Genomic DNA, 19136 nt, shown 5'->3' on the forward strand with positions numbered 1-19136 from the left:
CACCTTCCCCTCCCCTGCTTGGCCTAATTTTACAAGTGGGGAGATTAATCCCCTTCTCTTCTTTATACGAATTAGTCTATTTCTGCTATAATCTTGCAAACTTTTCACAGAAATCGAGATTGCTATGGCTACAATGACGACTCATGATCCACAAGATAAACTTTTACGTGCCCGTGTAAAATTACTAGGCAAGCTGCTAGGCGAAGTAATTGAAAGCCAGAACGGCTCTGAAATGTTGCAAGCCGTCGAAAAGTTACGCAAGGGCTATATCCAATTGCGCAAACAAGAAGACCCTGTTTTAAGAGCTGAGCTACAAGCCTTTATTGAACAACAAACACCCAAAGCCCTGATAATCATTATTCGTGCCTTCAACCTCTACTTTAGTCTAGCTAACCTAGCTGAAGAAGAACATCAATATCATGCTCGCCAAAGCCAGTTAAAATCAGATGGCCCGCTTTGGATGGGTTCAATGCTTGAAACAATTACCCAGTTTAAAAATGACGGCATGACTGCTGAACAGCTTACCAGCCTGTTAAGCAAACTTGACTACATCCCTGTTTTCACGGCTCACCCGACAGAATCAAAGCGTCGTGCCGTAATGGAAAACTTACGTCGTATTTTCGTCACACTGGAAGGGCTTAACGAAGCAGACAACTTTCAAAACCCTTATGCTCGCGACGAAGTGATTAAAAAACTTAAATCACAAATTCAAGTCCTCTGGAAAACAGACGAAGTTCGTCACAGTAAGCCCACGGTAAGTGATGAAATCAGAAACGGTATTTATTACTTCCGTCAGTCACTGTTTAAATCCGTGCCTCAGGTTTATCGTTATATGGAGCGCGCACTAGAGCGTAACTACCCGGGTGAAAATATCAATGCGCCTAATTTCTTGACCTTTGGTTCATGGATTGGCGGAGATAGAGATGGTAATCCATTTGTCACTCATCAAACTACGGAGCATGCACTTTTTCTTCAATCGCGAGCTGTGCTCTACGAATACAAGCGTCGTCTATTTGAACTGAGTGCGGTTTTAACCCACTCTCGCTATATTGCAAATATCGACCAAGAAGTGCTAAATCGCGCGACCATTGTTGATGCCGATTTATTAGAACTGGTTTTCCATAAACGCTGCGAACGGTTCAAAGATGAACCCTACCGCCGTTTACTTTACTTAATGCATGGCCGACTACAGCAAAACTTAAACTATCTAGAAGCACGCTTAAATGATGACCGTCTGGCGCAAAAAAACAAGTTTGCCTATCCAAATGAAAACGAATTTTTAGCTGATTTGGAATTAATCTACCACTCTCTTTGCGGTCATGGTGACCACAGCATTGCTGACGCTGACCTAAAAGATTTGATTCGTTTGGTGCAAACGTTTGGGTTTTATTTAATGCGTTTAGATATTCGTCAGGAATCAACCGTTCACACCGAAGCGGTGACTGACTTATTATCCCATCTAGGCATTGACTACCCCAGCCTATCTGAAAGCCAACGACTAGAACTTTTAGCCCAGCATGTTGGTTCAGCGACCATTATTGATACACAACACCTAACGCTCAATGACATGACACGCGAAGTGCTTGAAGTGTTTAATGTTATACGTGAAATGCGAAAAGAAATTAGTCACAAAGCCTTTAACAATTATGTGATCTCAATGACCCATGAAGCAAGTCATGTCATGGAAGTATTGTTCCTAGCGCATCAAGCAGGCCTGGCAGGCTACAATGCAGGCCAACCCTATTGCGACATTCATATTACCCCATTATTTGAAACCATAGAAGATCTTGGGCATATTGTTCCCGTCACCTCAGCTTTACTAAATAACACAACCTATAATGCGCTATTAAAGTCATCAGGCAATCAACAAGAAATTATGCTTGGCTACTCAGACTCGGCAAAAGATGGCGGCAACCTTTCGTCAGCCTGGAGTCTTTACCAAGCCCAGCAACAGATCATGCAACTCGCGGATGAATCCGGTATAGACTGCCGTTTATTTCATGGTCGTGGCGGAACTATTGGACGTGGGGGTGGCCCAACCCACATTGCGATCCTATCGCAACCCACAGGCACCGTTAGAGGCGCGATTAAATTTACAGAACAAGGTGAAGTCCTGTCCTATAAATACAGTAACGCTGAAACCGCATCCTATGAACTGTCGCTAGGTGTAACAGGGCTCATGAAAGCAAGTACTTGCCTAGTTAAGCCTATTGAGCAAGATCAAGCTGAACACCTTGCCATCATGCACCAACTTGCACGTGATGGCGAGCAGTCTTATCGTGAACTCACCGATCATACGGAAGGCTTTTTTAAATTTTTCTATGAAGCAACACCTGTGAACGAAATTGGCTTATTAAATATTGGCTCGCGTCCTTCACATCGCAAAAAGAATAACCTAAGCAAAGCATCGATCAGAGCGATCCCATGGGTATTCGGTTGGGCACAAGCACGCCTTACCTTTCCGGCCTGGTTTGGAACTGGGTATGCACTTGAAAAATGGGCTATGGAACATGGTGAGGATAAACTCAAACAAATGTATCAGCAATGGCCGTTTTTTAGAGCACTGCTCAGCAATATCCAAATGGCATTATTCAAAACTGAATTAAAAACAGGAAAAGAGTATAGCGAACTTGCACAGGATCAATCGCAAGCAGCCTTAATTTATAACATGATTGCTGACGAGCACCAACGCACGGTGAGCTATAGTCTTTTAGCCAGTGAGAACCCATACCTTATGGCTGAAACCCCAACCAACGCGCTATCACTAAGACGCAGAAACCCTTATTTGGATCCTCTGAACCATATCCAAATTGTATTGTTAAAACGCTATAAAGCAACGGATGCGACTGATTCGGAACGCGAAACCTGGTTAAACCCTTTATTGAATAGCATTAATGCAATAGCCGCAGGCATGCGCAATACTGGCTAAGAATACAAATTAATTTGAGTGATGTATTTTTTGCATCGCCCAAGTTATTTTTATTCTGAAAACTTTCGGTTATAATTATCTACTTATTTTTTGCTCCTCGCACCCCCAAAGAGGTGCCTCAAAACGGATAACGAGAATTTAGCATGCAAATTACCCTCTTAAAATCCAAAATACACCGAGTGACCACAACCCACTCTGAATTGGACTACGAAGGCTCATGTGCTATTGACGGTCATTTACTTGATTCCGCTGGTATCCGTGAGTATGAACAAATCCAAATCTACAACGTGCGTAATGGCGAGCGCTTTACTACCTATGCTATTCGTGCGGAAGAACACTCAGGGATTATTTCCGTGAATGGGGCGGCCGCACACAAGGCTGATCCCGGTGATTTATTAATTATTGCAACCTATTGTGTACTAGATGAGAAACAGGCAGATAACTTTAAACCTGTACTGATTTATGCCGATGAGCATAATGCTATTAGTCACACGCGTAATGCTATTCCTAAACAACTCAAAGCCGCAGGCTAACCTGCGTTTAATATTTACGAATAAAAACTACTTCTAGTTTATAGCAAATCGAAGTAGTTTTAGTTATTTGTATTTAATCTCTGGTATCAATTTGCTCTACTATTTGTGCTCGTAACGATTTTTTCTTGGGTTCAATTATAATCTCAATCCGCCGATTTGCCGCATACGCTTGCGCTGTATCGCCCTCCATAAATGGATGCGTATCCGCTAGCCCAACCGCCATCGCTTGATGCGGTTCAATAACGCCATCAGCCAAAAACTGAAGGATCACCGCTGCCGCACGGGCACTTGATAACTCCCAGTTTGAGCGGTAACGCCCACCCCGAATGGGAACAGGATCACTGTGCCCCACTACCTTAACATTAACATCTTCAGTAATAATACCGCTAAAACGGCGGAGCATCGCTATAAAGCGAGGATGTAAATCTGATTGCCCTGAATTAAACGATATGGTTTCCGGAAAAATAATCTTAATCTGCTCTTTTTCTGGATCGAAGAAAGCCACCACCTGCTGCTGTTCAAGCTCCCTTGAAAAGTCTGTTTGAATAGACTCATAGAGTTTGATTAAACTTTCCGGAGGCGCAGCTTCATGAATGATTTCAATTTCAGTTGGATTAAGTGGTTCAAGATAACTTTCCTGAATGACTGATAACTCAGGGGACTTGGTTAACGCTTCAGTTAACGAACGCAATGCCTGCTCATATTTTGTTTGATCGATTTCTGCAACGGTGAACATTAGAATAAAAAATGCGAGTAAAAGTGTAACCATATCTGCAAATGTCATTAACCATGGCATTTTTTGGCGACACTTTTTAACTCGCCGAGCCATTAAGCCTCATCCTTTTGCTTCGGTCTGGCAGAATCTAAATAGGGCTTTAATATATCCCTCATCACAGCTGGGTTAACCCCTTTAGATACACAGTCAATGGCATCAATAATTAGTTTTTGCCTATGTGCTTCGCCATTGGCCCAGGATTCAATTTTACCTGCGATAGGCAAAGCAAACAAACTGGCAATTAACGCGCCATAAAGCGTTGTTAACAAGGCTACCGCCATAGCGGGGCCGATTGAAGACGGGTCACTTAAATTGGCCAACATTTGTATTAGGCCTACAAGCGTACCTATCATGCCAAATGCAGGAGCCGCTTCACCAATTGCACGAAAAACACCTGCACTGGTTTCTGTTTTATCAATAAACAAATCATTTTTTTCTCGTAGCGTATCTTGGACCATGCCCGCTTCATAGCCATCTATCAACATTCGGACGCCATCTTTATAAAAACGATTATCAACCTCATAATTCTCCAAAGCCAACAACCCGTCTTTGCGGGTAATTCGAATTAGATCTTCTGTTACATCAATCAGCTCACCCAGATCACGAATTTCTTTGGTCACTTTTATGGCAGAAAAAGAGTCTCCAAACGCAGATAAGGTATCTTCCATTGAATAACGAATCATTGTCGCGGCCATAGTGCCGCCTATTACAACCATCATACCCGGCACATTGACAAACAAAGCAATCGACGAACCCATCATCATCGCTGATAAAATAACAACAACCCCAAAAACTAAACCAACCAGTGTAGAGATACTCATTGTTGAGTGTTACTTTTTCTAACGTGCATTAAAGTTATGCCTTTTTTAAAGGGTTAGACTGAGTTCAATATTATCCAACAAGCGTGTCGTCCCCAAACGAGCTACAGCCATCAATACCATTTTGGGCTGAGGTTTAACCAAGGGTTGTAATGTTTGCGGATCGGCAATTACTAAATAATCTACCTGATCAAAACCTTGCTGAACAAGCTGGGTTTGCGCTGCAGAACATAACGCTTGTAACTGGGTATTTCCAGATAAACAGGCAGCGGACACATCCTGCAAAGCTACAAATAATTTTGGTGCAATTTGACGTTGCATTGAATTCAAATATCGATTGCGTGAACTCAATGCCAAACCATCGACAGCTCTCGCAATAGGCGCTTTAATCAAACTAACTGGCCAGCTCAATTCAGCGACCATCTGCTTGATGATTGTCCACTGTTGAAAATCTTTTTGTCCGAAAACAGCCACATCCGGCTGCACGAGATTAAATAACTTAGCCACCACAGTACATACACCATCAAAGTGTCCAGGCCGCAAGGCTCCCTCCCAAAGACTTGCCAACGAAGGGTCGGCCATAACACGCGTCGCTAACGCCCCTTTTGGATAAAGCTCTTCAACAGTCGGACAAAACACTAAATCACAACCGTGATCTCGAAGATGGGTTTGATCTTGCTCTAAGCTGCGTGGATAGGTTGAAAAATCTTCGCCTTCGCCAAACTGTAAAGGGTTAACAAATATACTTGCCACCACCTTATCCGCATTTTGTTTGGCAATATCAACCAGCCCCAAATGCCCTGGGTGTAAATTTCCCATGGTAGGTACAAACGCAATTTTCATGCCACTGCATTTCCATCGCGTTATCTGTTGGCGTAAAGAAACAACGGTATTGGCTAATTCCATAAATCCTGCTACTCCGCCATCTCATGTTCTTTAGCAGGAAATTGTCGCGCCCTAACCTCTTGAGCATAATTTATCATTGCTTGAGGAATAGAGTCTGCGTCTATTAAAAAGTTTTTGCTGAAGCGTGGCGGTTTACCCGGTGTTAAACCAAGCAAATCATAAACTACTAACACCTGACCATCTGTTTGGCAACCTGCACCAATCCCGATCACTGGAATCGTCAAGATTTTGCTCACTTTCTCTGCTAAAGCAGAAGGAACACACTCTAAAACCAATAAATCCACCCCAGCTTGTTCAAGCGCTTGCGCATCAGCTACTAATTGGTCTGCAGCCTGTTTATCTCGCCCTTGAACCTTATAACCTTTTTTAAGAACCGATTGAGGTAATAAACCTAAATGACCACATACTGGCACACCGAGCTCACTCAATGCTTTAACGGCAGGCAATACCCGCTTCCCTCCCTCTAACTTCACCATGTCTGCGCCCCCTTCTTTAAGTAAACGCGCACAGCTAGCTAAGGTTTTTTCTAACGTCATATCCGTCATAAAAGGTAAATCAGCTATGCACCAGGCCTGGTTATTAGTACGCTGAACCGCTTGGCAATGATAAACCATTTGTTCAAGCGTGACAGGCAGCGTATTGGCATGCCCTTGCACAACCATACCCACAGAATCACCAACTAAAAGCACGTCAATGTCAGCTTGGTTAGACCAAAATGAAAAAGCCGCATCATAAGCCGTCAAGCACACAATCGGTTTCTGAGTTAACTTTAATTGTTGTAAATAGGTTAAGGTTCGCTTCATGACACCCCTTTAATTGAAGTTTTCGGTAACAAATATTGGTTTGCTAAATTTTCAATACAAGACAGCACGGCTCCCTTGCCTGGAATCTCGGCTTCGGGCCAAATTTCTAACAAGGGAAACAATACAAAATCACGCTCTGTTATATAACTATGAGGAATGGTTAGGTTGGGTAAACAAACCTGGTGCATACCATATAACAAAATATCCAAATCAATTAATCGCTCGCCCCAATGACGCTCTTTAACCCGTCCTTGATCCTGTTCAATTTTCTGTAACAAAGACAACAACGATTCCGCCGTTAACTCTGTCTCAAATACACACACCGCATTAACAAAATCTGGCTGATCTTGCGGCCCCAAGGGTTTTGAGTGATGAAAAGATGAACAGTCAAAATATCGAATCTGCGAATGTGCACTAAGCGTTTGACAAGCCAGGGCAAGTTGAAATTCGGGATTAGACAAATTACTTCCTAATCCAACGGCTACTTTAACCCACTGCGCCATCAGTATCTCTATTTTTTCTACGATACACATTACGGCTCGCAGGTTTGGATTTTTTTGGTTTGCGTTCACGCACCTGCTGAACCTCATTAGCGAAAGCAATTTGTTCAATGGCATCTTTTTCTTGATACTCTGTCCACCAATTAAACAACTCAGCCAACTCAAGTTCACCCGCGGCCAGACGTATACCCACAAAATCATAGGCTGCTCTGAAACGTGGATGCGCCCTAAGTTGCGCTGCACGCGCACCAAAGCGTTTTGATAAACGGAATTGTAGATTCCAAATGTCTCGCACCTGCGAACTAAATCGTTTAGGAATAGCCGTACGCTTAACTTGTTGCTCAATGACATCATTGGTCGCTGCATGAAATGCATCTTGGGCGGTTAAGCCTGCCTCCATGTGAATTTGACGACGTTCAATCATAGACTCCCATAAAAAAGCCGCGAACAAAAAAGCAGGGTTAACCGGCTTGTCCTCCTGGATACGTCTGTCTGTACTTTTTAGCGCCTCAATAACCAGCTGTCTTGGAAAATTCGCCAGCTCACTCGCTAGCAATTGATCAGTTTGCGGGAATAGACACTTAAATAGATCATAGTGGCGCAACTTTTCAAATACAGCTAAACCTACACCACTATGAAATAACTTGATCACTTCATCAAACATGCGCGCATTTGATACATCCAGCAACAAGTGACCCAACTCAAACAAGGGTTTTTCAGATTGCGATTCAATATTAAAACCAAGTTTGGCCGCAAAACGTACCGCACGAATCATTCTTACAGGATCTTCATGATAGCGCGTTACAGGATCACCAATCAGTCTTAACTGACCTGCCTTAATATCACCCAGACCATTCACATGATCAACCAGGCTAAAGTCGCGGATATCATAATAAAGCGCATTAACCGTAAAATCACGCCGCCAGACATCCTCCTCGAGCGAGCCATAAACATTATCACGAATCAGGCGGCCAGTTTTATCCTGCTGACGCTCTTTGCCTTCATCTTCTCCTCGAAACGTAGCGACCTCAACAACTTGATAACCAAATCGAATATGGGCTAAACGAAAACGACGCCCTATTAATTGACAACGATGTCTAAATACCGCTTTCACTTCATCAGGCTTTGCATCTGTTACTATGTCAAAATCTTTTGGTTCTAAACCTAGCAAAAGATCACGCACACCACCGCCCACCAAATAGGCTTGATAGCCGGCACGTTTTAACTCATAGAGAACATCAAGCGCGGATTTATCAATCGCTTTACGTGAAATACCATGCTGATCACGAGACAGCCTGAGTTTCTGATGGTGCTCTTGTGTAGGTGATTGACTCGCACTCGAACTAAAAAATCGTGTAATTTTCTGCAAAATACCTGGCATCGTTGCACTTATAGACTAAATAAAAATGTCATTTTAGCAAGACTTGATTGAAAAGTTTGGTTTTAGTGGATTTGGATGCAGAAAACTTAAGTGACATAGACATTTTCCGTTAAAATTGGATGTCCATAAACAGAAAAACGGCTTGAAATAGAATGAATACACAACAACAGGAATTGGTTAAACGTCTGAACTATTTTGAAAACTGGAAAGACAAATATCGATACATTATTGATTTAGGGAAGCAACTACCTGCGTTTCCAGAAGCGCTTAAAACAGAAGAAAATCGTATTCATGGCTGCCAATCTCAAGTTTGGATTAATATTCAAACGCAAGACGGTTTGATGAAAATGCAAGCCACCAGTGATGCTGCGATTGTTGCCGGACTGATTGCTATACTGCTTAAGGTCTATAACAACCTGAGTCCACACGAAATCTTAAACACCCCTCTTGATTTTTTAGCTGAAACGGGCCTACTACAACACCTCTCGCCTAATCGCTCAACGGGCCTCTATCACATGATAAAACGCATCCAATCAGCAGCTCAGGCTCAAATTTAACCAAAAAAAAGCCCGAAAAATCGGGCATTTAGTTTACTTCACTCAATCATCCAGTCATTAGACTAAATCACTTATAATTTAAGCAATGGTTAACTCTTCCTGACGTGTTGCTTCTAATGCGGCAATACGGTCTTCAAGTGGCGGATGCGACATAAACAACATACCTAGCTTGCTTGGACGGTTTGAGATACCAAACGCGGCCATTTGATCAGGCAGTTCACCAGGCTGCATTGTTTGAAGACGACGCAAAGCAGCAATCATGTTTTCTTTACCGGCTAAGTAGGCTCCGCCATTGTCCGCATGGAATTCGCGACGACGCGAGAACCACATGGTGATAATGCTTGCAAGGATACCAAAGATGATTTCAAAAATAAACGAGGCGACATAGTAACCAATACCATGTCCTGATTCGTTTTTAAGAATAATACGATCAACAAAGTGACCAGCAATACGGGCAAAGAAGATAACGAAGGTGTTAACCACACCCTGCACCAATGCCATAGTAATCATATCGCCATTGGCAACGTGAGCGACTTCGTGGCCTAAAACAGCTTCAACTTCGTTACGTGTCATATGGCGTAACAAACCCGTTGAAACGGCTACAAGCGCATTATTTTTGCTCATACCGGTTGCAAAGGCATTAGGATCTGGCGCATCATAAATCGCGACTTCTGGCATACCTATGCCAGCTTTTTCGGCTTGACGACGAACAGTGTCAACCAGCCACTGCTCATCCGCATTACGTGGATTTTCAATCACTTGTGCGCCGGTCATTTTTTTCGCCATGAATTTTGACAAAGCTAAAGACACAAAAGAACCCGCAAAACCAAATACCGCTGCAAATACCAGCAGGTTGCCTAAATCAAGATCAACACCGTTAGCTTGCAGTGTGGAACCCACACCAAACAAACTTAACACAATTGACGCTACCGCAATAACTGCGATGTTTGTCAATAAAAACAGACCAATACGTTTCATGGAACCACTCCTCCTCATTAAAACGTGATTAAAATTCTACAAAGACTAATATAAAGATTTTTTATGAGGATTCAAGAGCCAATCAACTAATTTGCCAAAAATCCTCAATCTATTATTGACCTAGTTTCTGTTTCAACAGCTCATTCACCTGCGCCGGATTTGCCTGACCTTTAGACAGTTTCATTACCTGACCAACAAAAAAGCCAAACATTTTCTCTTGACCGCCCTTATAGGCCTCGACCTGTTGGCTATTGAGGGCCAACACCTCATCAACGATTTGCTCAATCGCACCCGAGTCGGTAATCTGTTTCAAGCCTTTAGCTTCAATCACCTGATCCGCGCTGCCTTCGCCTTGCCACATGGACTCGAACACCTGCTTAGCGATTTTGCCAGAAATCGTATTATCAACAATTCGCACAACCAGGCCTGCTAAATCGGTGGCTGAAATCGGCGAGGCTTCAATCGCTAATTCATCACGATTCAGCGACTTAGCCAGTTCGCCCGACATCCAGTTGGCACACAACTTGGCCTGCGCATCGCCTGCGGTTTGCAACATGGTTTCAAAATACTGCGCCATCGCTTTGGAAGAGGTTAATAAATTAGCATCATAGTTCGATAAGCCATAATCCGCGACAAATCGTGCGCGCAATACCGCTGGTAACTCGGGTAAACTCTGACGCACCGCTGCTATATCTTCATCGCTAATAATCACCGCCAACAAATCCGGATCAGGAAAATAGCGATAGTCATTGGCTTCTTCCTTAGCGCGCATACTGCGGGTTTCATCTTTATCGGCATCATACAAACGCGTTTCTTGTACGATGGTTCCACCCGATTCAATCACGTCGATATGGCGATCTACTTCATAGGCAATGGCTTTCTCCACAAACTTAAACGAGTTAATGTTTTTCAATTCTGTTCGCGTGCCATAAGGCTCACCGGGACGCCGAATCGACACGTTTACATCCATGCGGAACGAGCCTTCTTGCAGGTTACCATCACAAATGCCGATAAACTGCACTAGCTCATGAATCGCTTTGGCATAGGCAATCGCCTCCGCCGCCGAACGCATATCTGGCTCAGACACGATTTCGAGCAAAGGTGTGCCAGAACGATTGAGATCAATCCCGGTCATACCATGAAAATCTTCATGTAAAGATTTACCCGCATCTTCTTCTAGATGCGCGCGGGTGACGCCAATGATTTTTTTCTCACCATTGATCTCAATCTCAATTTGTCCTTTACCCACCACCGGCAAATCAAACTGCGAAATCTGATAGCCCTTAGGCGAATCAGGATAAAAATAGTTTTTACGCGCAAACACCGATTTATTAGGTACTTCGGCATTAATCGCTAAACCAAACGCAATACCCATTTCTAATGCACGCTTATTTAATACCGGCAACACCCCCGGCATCGCCAAATCCACCAAGCAGGCCTGGCTGTTTGGCTGCGCACCATAGGCAGTGGAGGCGGCTGAAAAAATCTTTGACTTGGTGGCAAGCTGGGCATGAATTTCTAACCCAATAACGGTTTCCCACTGCATTATTTATCTCCTACCCATTCTGGTCGCTGTTGATGCCAATTCGTGACTTGCTGATACTGGTGCGCAACATTTAACAATTTGGCCTCACTAAAATAAGGCCCAATTAAATGCAGGCCAACCGGACGCTGATTGACAAATCCAGCCGGAATCGACATCGCCGGTAAACCCGCGAGGTTGACAGGAATGGTGTATAAATCAGCGAGGTACATACTCACCGGATCATCGGTTTTTTCGCCGATATTAAACGCCACCGTTGGCGCAACAGGGCCCAAAATCACATCACAAGACTCAAACGCACGGCTAAAGTCATCACGCACCAAACGGCGTACTTTTTGTGCCTTAAGATAATAGGCATCGTAATAACCCGCTGATAACGCATAAGCGCCCACCATAATCCGACGCTTCACTTCGCCACCAAAACCTTCTGCTCTGGAGCGGGTGTACAAATCATTCAAATTGTTTGGCGCATCACAACGATAACCAAAACGCACGCCATCATAACGCGACAAATTTGACGAGGCTTCCGCTGGCGCCAGCACATAATAGGCGACCACCGCGAGCTTTTGATTGGGCAAACTCACCTCAACCACTTCGGCACCGAGTTTTTCGATTTCTGCAATCGCCTGCTTTACACTAGCGGCCACCTGCGGGTCTAAGCCTTCACCAAAATACTCGGCTGGCACCCCGACTTTCAAACCCTTTAGTGACTTATCTAGTTGCGCTGTGTAATCCGTTGGGGCAAGCTGCATACTGGTCGAATCACGCTGATCAAAGCCCACCATGGCATTCAATAACCAAGCACAATCTTGTGCTGACATCGCCATTGGGCCGCCCTGATCAAAACTGGACGCATACGAAATCATCCCAAAGCGCGATACCGCACCATAAGTTGGTTTAATCCCTGAAATACCACAAAATGCTGCTGGCTGACGAATCGACCCCCCGGTATCCGTACCCGTCGTAAACGGCACCAGGCCTGCTGCCACCGCCGCCGCTGAACCGCCCGACGAACCACCGGGTACTGCATTCAAGTCCCATGGATTTTTGGTCGGGCCATAATAGCTGGACTCACTCGATGAACCCATCGCAAATTCATCCATATTGGTTTTGCCTAAAATAGGCATATGGCAGTTTTTAAATTGCGTAACTACATGCGCATCATAAGGCGCGACAAAATTATCCAGCATTTTAGAGCCACAACTGGTACGCACCCCATCGGTACAAAAAATATCTTTATGCGCCATCGGGATACCCGTTAACGGATGCGCACTGCCTGCCGCCAATGCCTCATCCGCCTGCGCTGCCATCTGTAACGCCAATTCAGGCGTTTGGGTAATAAAGCTATTCACCTGGAGATCTAGGTTTTTCATCCGGGTTAAGAAATACTGCGTCAGCTCAACCGAACTCACTTGCTTGGTCTGGAGCGCGTCACTCAGCTGTTTTATTGAATATTGATACATGGTTAGCTCTCTCACTCTATCACTCTATTACCTTGGGCACTAAATACAGCCCGTTTTCGGTAGCGGGCGCAATCGCTTGAAATTTATCACGCTGATCCACCTCAGCGACTAAATCTTCACGCAAACGCTGGGTTTGATCCAGCGGATGCGCCATCGGCTCAACCCCTTGGGTATCCGCTTGGGATAATTGGGCAAATAAATCCAGAATATTGGACAATTTAGCGCCCAGTGCTTCCAACTCTTCGGGCTCTACTGCAATCGCCGCTAAATGCGCGATTTTTTTAACCTCTGCCAATTCTAATGACATAATAAAATCTCCTGAAACGCTCAATAAACAACAATAATTATCTGAAAGAGCTGATACACAACAACAAAATTGCGCCTAAATTACCACATTGTGTTACGTTGTTCAAAAATAAGCCAAGTTTAAACATCATTTGATAAGTTTTTTGAATAAGCCTGTCTAATATAGTTTAAAATGTAACGATTTAGTTTTTCCTCACACTCTGCTAGGAAGTCAAATATGTTCCGTAAAATTATAGGCTTGTTTTCAAACGATATTTCAATTGATTTGGGAACAGCAAACACGCTTATCTATGTTCGTGGTCAAGGCGTTGTGCTTAACGAACCCTCTGTTGTTGCCATCCGTGATAATGGCCGGGGTAACCGCAGTATTGTTGCGGTAGGCAATGAAGCCAAAAAAATGCTCGGGCGCACGCCAGGTAATATTCAAGCTATTCGCCCACTGAAAGATGGCGTCATTGCCGACTTTCATGTCACAGAAAAAATGCTACAAGCCTTTATCCGTAAAGTTCATGAAGCCAAGTTCTTCCAGCCAAGTCCTCGTGTTTTAGTTTGTGTTCCTTGTGGTTCCACCCAAGTTGAGCGTCGAGCTATTCGTGAATCCGCTGCGGGCGCAGGTGCACGCCAAGTGTTTTTGATTGAAGAACCCATGGCGGCTGCAATCGGTGCAGGCATGCCTGTAAGCGAAGCCAGTGGTTCAATGGTGGTTGATATTGGTGGCGGCACAACCGAAGTCGCTACCTTATCGCTTAACGGTATTGTGTATTCAGATTCTGTTAAGGTGGGGGGAGATCGATTTGATGATGCGATTATCAAATTCGTCCGCCGTAACTACGGTATGTTAATTGGTGAGGCCAGTGCCGAAAGAATCAAACATGAAATCGGTACGGCTTACAGCGAGGCTGAACCAAAAACCATTGAGGTGCGTGGACGTAACCTAGCTGAAGGCGTTCCAAGAAGTTTTATTTTAAATAGCAATGAAATCTTAGAAGCTCTACAAGACCCTCTCTCTTCAATTGTTGGTGCCGTTCGAACGGCACTTGAGCGAACGCCCCCCGAACTCGGTGCGGATGTTGCTGAGCATGGCATCGTTCTAACCGGGGGCGGTGCAATGCTTCGCAATCTTAGCACACGCTTAAGCGAAGAAACGGGCGTACCTGTGATTGTTGCCGATGACCCATTAACTTGCGTGGCACGAGGTGGTGGCCGTGCGTTAGAAATGATGGATGAAAAAGGTATGGACGTGTTTTCGCACGACTAATTAACGCTTACTTTTTACACCCAAGGAGTCATTACCATTAGTCTTCATGCGACTTCACCACAAAAAGATGGTTTAGATTTTGTCATCGTATTTGTTATTTGCGTGATTCTTATGGCATCAGATTATTATGGTCAATACATGGGGACTATGCGTAATCTATTAACGACTACACTGGAACCCTTGGAACGTGCTGCCGCCATTCCCTCTCAGGTGCAAAAATGGTACAACCATAAGCTGCAAGATACCGCCATACTTGAAAACCAAATTTTACAGCTCAACACTGAAAACATTATGTTAAAAGCGCGGCTTTTGCAAATGAAAAGTCTTGAGCAGGAGTTAGATCGCCACCGTCGCCTTTTAGGCACAACCGGCAGAATGGATGCTAGATCAGTTAGAGTTGCTAGTGTATTGTTTTACAGCTCAACACCCTTGACTCAATATCTCACGATTAACAAAGGTAGCTTAGACAATATAAAAATCAATCAACCCGTCATTGATGCTAATGGTTTGATTGGGCAAATAACGAGCCTAACACCTACTTCAAGCCGAATAATGAAGATTACCGATCCAAACCATCAAACCCCTGTTCGGGTTTTACGCACCGGACAAAGAGGCATCGCTACCGGGCTAGGGCATAGTCAGCTTAGTTTAGACTTCATCCCTATTACTGCTAACATTCAGCCTGGTGACACGCTGGTTACGTCGGGATTGGGTGGGATTTTTCCTGCAGGTTATCCTGTTGCTACTATTACAGAGATTATCAAAACCGAGGGATTAAGTTACTTAAATATCAAAGCTAAACCGATTGCCGATCTGGACAATACTCATGAAGTTTTAATTTTGTTTACAACAAGAAGCCCGAATGAACTACGCTTACCATAACCTTTCTTTTCAGTCTGTAAAATACCTAGTTATTACAAGCTATGTGGCTTCGTTAATATTGAGCGTTTATGCGCTTAGAGTAGACTGGTTACTAATTCTCCCCCCGTTTACGCTGCTAGTACTATTATTTTGGGTTATCCAAATTTTAAATCAAACTCACCTTTTTAGTGCATTAATACTTGGACTGTTAATGGATGGATTGCATCAAACACTCTTAGGAAGCCATAGCCTACTCTTTATCTTAGTTACATTTATGATGATACGAATGCGCTTGCGTTTTAGGAGTACCCCACTTTGGCAACAATCCATCATGATTGGCTTCTACATGCTACTATTCCAATTTTGCTACTTTATTTTATACCAGCCATCACTGTCCAATGACGAGGTTCTACTTTATTGGTCTATGCCCCTGGTATCCACAATAGTCTGGCCAATACTGGCCCTTAGCCTTATTAGCCTTTCTAAACCATCAGAAAGCGCATGACTCCTTTATCGTTTGATGATACTCAAACCAGTTTGAAGCAAACCCAGTCTTTTAAATTCAGGATATTGTTTGTGATCCTGGTTATTTTTATGGTTTTTATGACGCTTATTGCTCGGATGACCTACCTCCAATGGTTTAACCATGAAAAATACCTAAGTCGAGCCGATGGTAATAGAATTAGCGTTCAAACCTTACCGCCACAAAGAGGCCATATTTTTGATCGAAACCAAGTCCTCTTAGCAGGTAGTGTTTCAAACTACAAACTCAGCTTTAGAAGAGAAAATATCATTCAATTTGATTCAACTTTTGAACAGCTTAAAACTTTATTTCCCGAAATAGAATCATCATTACTTGATGAGTTTTCACAAACTCTAAGAAGAACGCCACGGCATCGAGACCTAGCACTACCTTATTCTCTGACCGAAAAACAAGCGGCGATATTTGCTGCTCAACGTTTTAGATTTCCTGGTGTCACGCTCCAAGCCCAACTTAAACGTACCTACCCGCTTGAAAGCTCTGGCGTTCATTTTTTAGGCTATGTTGGACGCATTAGTCAAAATGACTTACAACGTCTTGACGCACGACGTTACCGTGGTACCGAGGTCACAGGGAAAATTGGTATCGAGCGCGCCTATGAAGATCGCCTTCACGGTTACCCAGGATTACAAACAGTAGAATCTAATGCACAGGGTCGAGTAGTCCGAATTCTCGACACTATTGCGCCTAAACAGGGCGAAAACATCACACTGACCATTGATAGCCGATTACAGCGTTTTATCGAAGAAAAACTAGGTGATCGTCGAGCCGCAGTCGTTGCCATCTCCCCACTAAATGGCGAGATACTGGCGCTAGTTAGTACGCCTACCTACGACCCCAATCTTTTCGTTGATGGCATTAACCACACCAACTACAACGCACTTATCAACAATCCAAACAAGCCACTGATTAATCGCGCAATTCGTGGCCAATATCCACCTGGTTCCACGACTAAGCCCTTTGTTGCACTGGGTGCGCTTGAACAAGGTGCCATCACAATGACGGAACGAATATTTGATCCAGGTTATTTTGAGTTCCAAGGCCACCGTTATCGTAACTGGCGCCGCCAAGGTCATGGCTGGACCGATTTAAAGCGTTCAATTGTTGAATCGGTTGACACTTTTTACTACAAAATGAGTCTAGATATTGGCATAGATGGACTCAACAGCATGCTGTCGCCTTTTGGTTTTGGTGAACGAACCGGCATTGATATTCCAGGCGAAGCTTCAGGAATTCTACCCTCACAAGAATGGAAGAGAGCAACCCATGGCGAACCCTGGTATCGTGGAGAAACCATTATTGCGTCAATTGGTCAGGGATATAATTTAGTTACGCCAATCCAACTGGCTCAGGCCACAGCCATTCTAGCTAACCGGGGGCGAATTATTCAACCACACCTGCTAAAATCAGAAAATTCTGATATACAAAACTTTATCGATCCAACCAGTGAATTAGACAGATCAGACCAAATACCGATTCGAAGCCGCAATCACTGGGAATATGTTATTCAAGGCATGATTGATAGCGTCCATACCCCAAGAGGTACTGCATGGAACGCAGGGCGTCATATCAATGACTACCAAATTGCAGGTAAGACAGGAACCGCACAGGTTTTCAGCCTACATGACACCGATTTTAATGCCGATGAATTGGATCCGCGTTTACACTCTCATTCACTTTTTATTGCGTTCGCGCCCGCCTCGAACCCAAAAATTGCGATCGCCGTTATAGCTGAAAATGCTGGCAGTGGAGGGCGTGTAGCCGCTCCTATAGCGATTGAAACCATTGATTACTATCTAAAAGAACTAGACAAACCATGATAAATAGTTGGCTAACGCAAAAAGATCAAACTTACGTTAAACCAAGAAGCTGGCTGGCCTCTATTCATATTGATGGCTTTTTATTCTTGGGTTTGTTATTACTTTTAACAACGGGGTTAATCACAATATACAGTGCTTCGGGCGGCGATTTAAATGTAACCAAACATCATGCTATTAGGATTTTAATAGCGCTAGGATTAATGGTCGCTTTTGCACAAATTCCTCCAAGAAAATTAGCCTTAATCACTCCCTGGGTGTTTCTCCTGGGCATCTTAATGCTCATCGCCGTTATCGTTTTTGGTGATATGGGAAAAGGCGCGCAACGTTGGCTTGACTTAGGCTTTATTCGCTTTCAACCTTCCGAAATTATGAAACTCGCACTACCTATGATGCTAGCTTGGTTATTTGCTTATAGTCGCTACCCCGCCCATCCCGCTCGCTATATCGTTGGATTATTTATTGTTGGCTTAACCGCTGGCTTAATTGTCATTCAACCTGATCTTGGAACCTCAATCCTTATCGCAATGAGCGGGTTATTTGTACTATTTTTTGCTGGATTGCCCTGGAAAATGATTATTGGTGCGTTAGTCAGCCTAGCCATTGCGATACCTATTGTTTGGAACTTTCTTCACGGCTACCAAAAACAACGCGTACTGACCTTCCTTGATCCTGAATCGGATCCACTTGGAGCAGGTTATCATATAATACAATCTAAAATTGCGATTGGATCAGGCGGCTTAGAGGGTAAAGGCTTTATGGGAAGCACCCAAGCACACCTCGACTTTCTTCCTGAAAGCACGACTGATTTTATTTTCTCTGTATTTGCTGAAGAATTTGGTTTAATCGGTGTCATTCTGCTACTCACACTCTACAGCCTAGTGTTATTAAGAGGCCTCTACATTGCTTATCGTGCAAAAGAACCCTTCAACCGATTGGTCGCAGCTAGCTTAACCATGACACTCTTTGTTTATATTAGTGTAAATATTGGCATGGTAAGTGGGCTTTTGCCCGTAGTTGGGCTGCCCTTGCCCTTGATCAGTTACGGAGGTAGCTCTATGGTGACCTTGATGATTAGTTTTGGCATTCTGATGTCAATTCACACCCACAAAAAATTGTTATCGAATTGATTCATCATTCAAGGTTTAGAAAAAACCATACTTATGT

18 protein-coding genes are annotated in these 19136 nt (G+C 43.8%); 8 read left to right on the forward strand and 10 right to left on the reverse strand.

What is annotated here, in order from left to right; genetic code table 11:
* The first annotated feature begins 124 nt into the window (after window positions 1–124).
* Entirely contained in the window at window positions 125–2929 is a 2805-nt protein-coding gene (gene ppc / locus P8S55_RS01820) for a phosphoenolpyruvate carboxylase (protein WP_289224588.1), read from the forward strand.
* 143 nt (window positions 2930–3072) lie between these two features.
* Window positions 3073–3462, forward strand: a complete 390-nt coding sequence (panD, locus tag P8S55_RS01825; RefSeq protein ID WP_289224589.1) for an aspartate 1-decarboxylase — start codon at window positions 3073–3075, stop codon at window positions 3460–3462.
* A gap of 73 nt (window positions 3463–3535) precedes the next feature.
* On the opposite strand, the gene P8S55_RS01830 is transcribed toward panD, so the two are convergent.
* The 6 genes from P8S55_RS01830 to pcnB are packed head-to-tail and all read right to left on the reverse strand — an operon-like array spanning window position 3536 to window position 8645.
* Window positions 3536–4291: an OmpA/MotB family protein gene (locus P8S55_RS01830; RefSeq protein ID WP_289224590.1), complete on the reverse strand. Its 756-nt coding sequence runs from the start codon at window positions 4289–4291 to the stop codon at window positions 3536–3538.
* Window positions 4291–5058, reverse strand: coding sequence for a motility protein A (locus P8S55_RS01835; RefSeq protein ID WP_289224591.1), 768 nt, complete (start codon window positions 5056–5058; stop codon window positions 4291–4293). The genes P8S55_RS01830 and P8S55_RS01835 overlap by 1 nt, the downstream gene beginning before the upstream one ends.
* Window positions 5059–5103: 45 nt before the next feature.
* Window positions 5104–5961 carry a pantoate--beta-alanine ligase gene (gene panC / locus P8S55_RS01840; RefSeq protein WP_289224592.1) on the reverse strand — a complete coding sequence of 286 codons (858 nt, stop codon included), beginning with the start codon at window positions 5959–5961 and terminating at the stop codon, window positions 5104–5106.
* A gap of 8 nt (window positions 5962–5969) precedes the next feature.
* A complete protein-coding gene (gene panB / locus P8S55_RS01845) occupies window positions 5970–6764 on the reverse strand; it encodes a 3-methyl-2-oxobutanoate hydroxymethyltransferase (protein WP_289224593.1) in 795 nt (264 codons plus the stop codon).
* Window positions 6761–7267 (reverse strand): 2-amino-4-hydroxy-6-hydroxymethyldihydropteridine diphosphokinase, encoded by a 507-nt coding sequence (folK, locus tag P8S55_RS01850; protein WP_289224594.1) that lies wholly within the window; start codon window positions 7265–7267, stop codon window positions 6761–6763. Before folK ends, panB begins: the two co-directional genes overlap by 4 nt.
* Entirely contained in the window at window positions 7251–8645 is a 1395-nt protein-coding gene (pcnB, locus tag P8S55_RS01855; protein WP_289224595.1) for a polynucleotide adenylyltransferase PcnB, read from the reverse strand. The genes folK and pcnB overlap by 17 nt, the downstream gene beginning before the upstream one ends.
* Before the next feature lie 152 nt (window positions 8646–8797).
* Here pcnB and P8S55_RS01860 point away from each other — a divergent pair, with 152 nt between their 5' ends.
* Complete coding sequence (locus P8S55_RS01860; RefSeq protein ID WP_289224596.1) at window positions 8798–9202, forward strand: SufE family protein; 405 nt, start codon at window positions 8798–8800, stop codon at window positions 9200–9202.
* Window positions 9203–9280: 78 nt separating this feature from the next.
* Here the strand turns inward: P8S55_RS01860 and htpX are convergent, their stop codons facing one another.
* From htpX to gatC, 4 genes are all read right to left on the reverse strand, one after another.
* Entirely contained in the window at window positions 9281–10180 is a 900-nt protein-coding gene (htpX, locus tag P8S55_RS01865; protein WP_289224597.1) for a protease HtpX, read from the reverse strand.
* Window positions 10181–10292: 112 nt separating this feature from the next.
* Window positions 10293–11726, reverse strand: a complete 1434-nt coding sequence (gatB, locus tag P8S55_RS01870; protein ID WP_289224598.1) for an Asp-tRNA(Asn)/Glu-tRNA(Gln) amidotransferase subunit GatB — start codon at window positions 11724–11726, stop codon at window positions 10293–10295.
* Window positions 11726–13186 (reverse strand): Asp-tRNA(Asn)/Glu-tRNA(Gln) amidotransferase subunit GatA, encoded by a 1461-nt coding sequence (gene gatA, locus P8S55_RS01875; protein WP_289224599.1) that lies wholly within the window; start codon window positions 13184–13186, stop codon window positions 11726–11728. The genes gatB and gatA overlap by 1 nt, the downstream gene beginning before the upstream one ends.
* 19 nt (window positions 13187–13205) lie before the next feature.
* On the reverse strand, window positions 13206–13493 hold the full coding sequence (gene gatC / locus P8S55_RS01880) for an Asp-tRNA(Asn)/Glu-tRNA(Gln) amidotransferase subunit GatC (protein WP_289224600.1): 288 nt from the start codon (window positions 13491–13493) through the stop codon (window positions 13206–13208).
* A gap of 216 nt (window positions 13494–13709) precedes the next feature.
* Between gatC and P8S55_RS01885 the strand changes: the two genes are divergently transcribed.
* The 5 genes from P8S55_RS01885 to rodA all read left to right on the forward strand — a co-directional run bounded on the left by P8S55_RS01885 (window position 13710) and on the right by rodA (window position 19099).
* Window positions 13710–14750: a rod shape-determining protein gene (locus tag P8S55_RS01885; RefSeq protein ID WP_289224601.1), complete on the forward strand. Its 1041-nt coding sequence runs from the start codon at window positions 13710–13712 to the stop codon at window positions 14748–14750.
* An 84-nt stretch (window positions 14751–14834) separates the two neighbouring features.
* Window positions 14835–15632 (forward strand): rod shape-determining protein MreC, encoded by a 798-nt coding sequence (gene mreC / locus P8S55_RS01890; protein WP_289225293.1) that lies wholly within the window; start codon window positions 14835–14837, stop codon window positions 15630–15632.
* A complete protein-coding gene (mreD, locus tag P8S55_RS11140) occupies window positions 15613–16116 on the forward strand; it encodes a rod shape-determining protein MreD (protein WP_353957017.1) in 504 nt (167 codons plus the stop codon). Before mreC ends, mreD begins: the two co-directional genes overlap by 20 nt.
* 71 nt (window positions 16117–16187) lie before the next feature.
* Window positions 16188–17972, forward strand: coding sequence for a penicillin-binding protein 2 (gene mrdA / locus P8S55_RS01895; protein ID WP_289224602.1), 1785 nt, complete (start codon window positions 16188–16190; stop codon window positions 17970–17972).
* Window positions 17969–19099 carry a rod shape-determining protein RodA gene (gene rodA / locus P8S55_RS01900; RefSeq protein ID WP_289224603.1) on the forward strand — a complete coding sequence of 377 codons (1131 nt, stop codon included), beginning with the start codon at window positions 17969–17971 and terminating at the stop codon, window positions 19097–19099. Before mrdA ends, rodA begins: the two co-directional genes overlap by 4 nt.
* The last annotated feature ends 37 nt before the right edge of the window (window positions 19100–19136 follow it).

It is taken from the genome of Thiomicrospira sp. R3, assembly GCF_029581415.1.
Classification (GTDB): domain Bacteria; phylum Pseudomonadota; class Gammaproteobacteria; order Thiomicrospirales; family Thiomicrospiraceae; genus Thiomicrospira.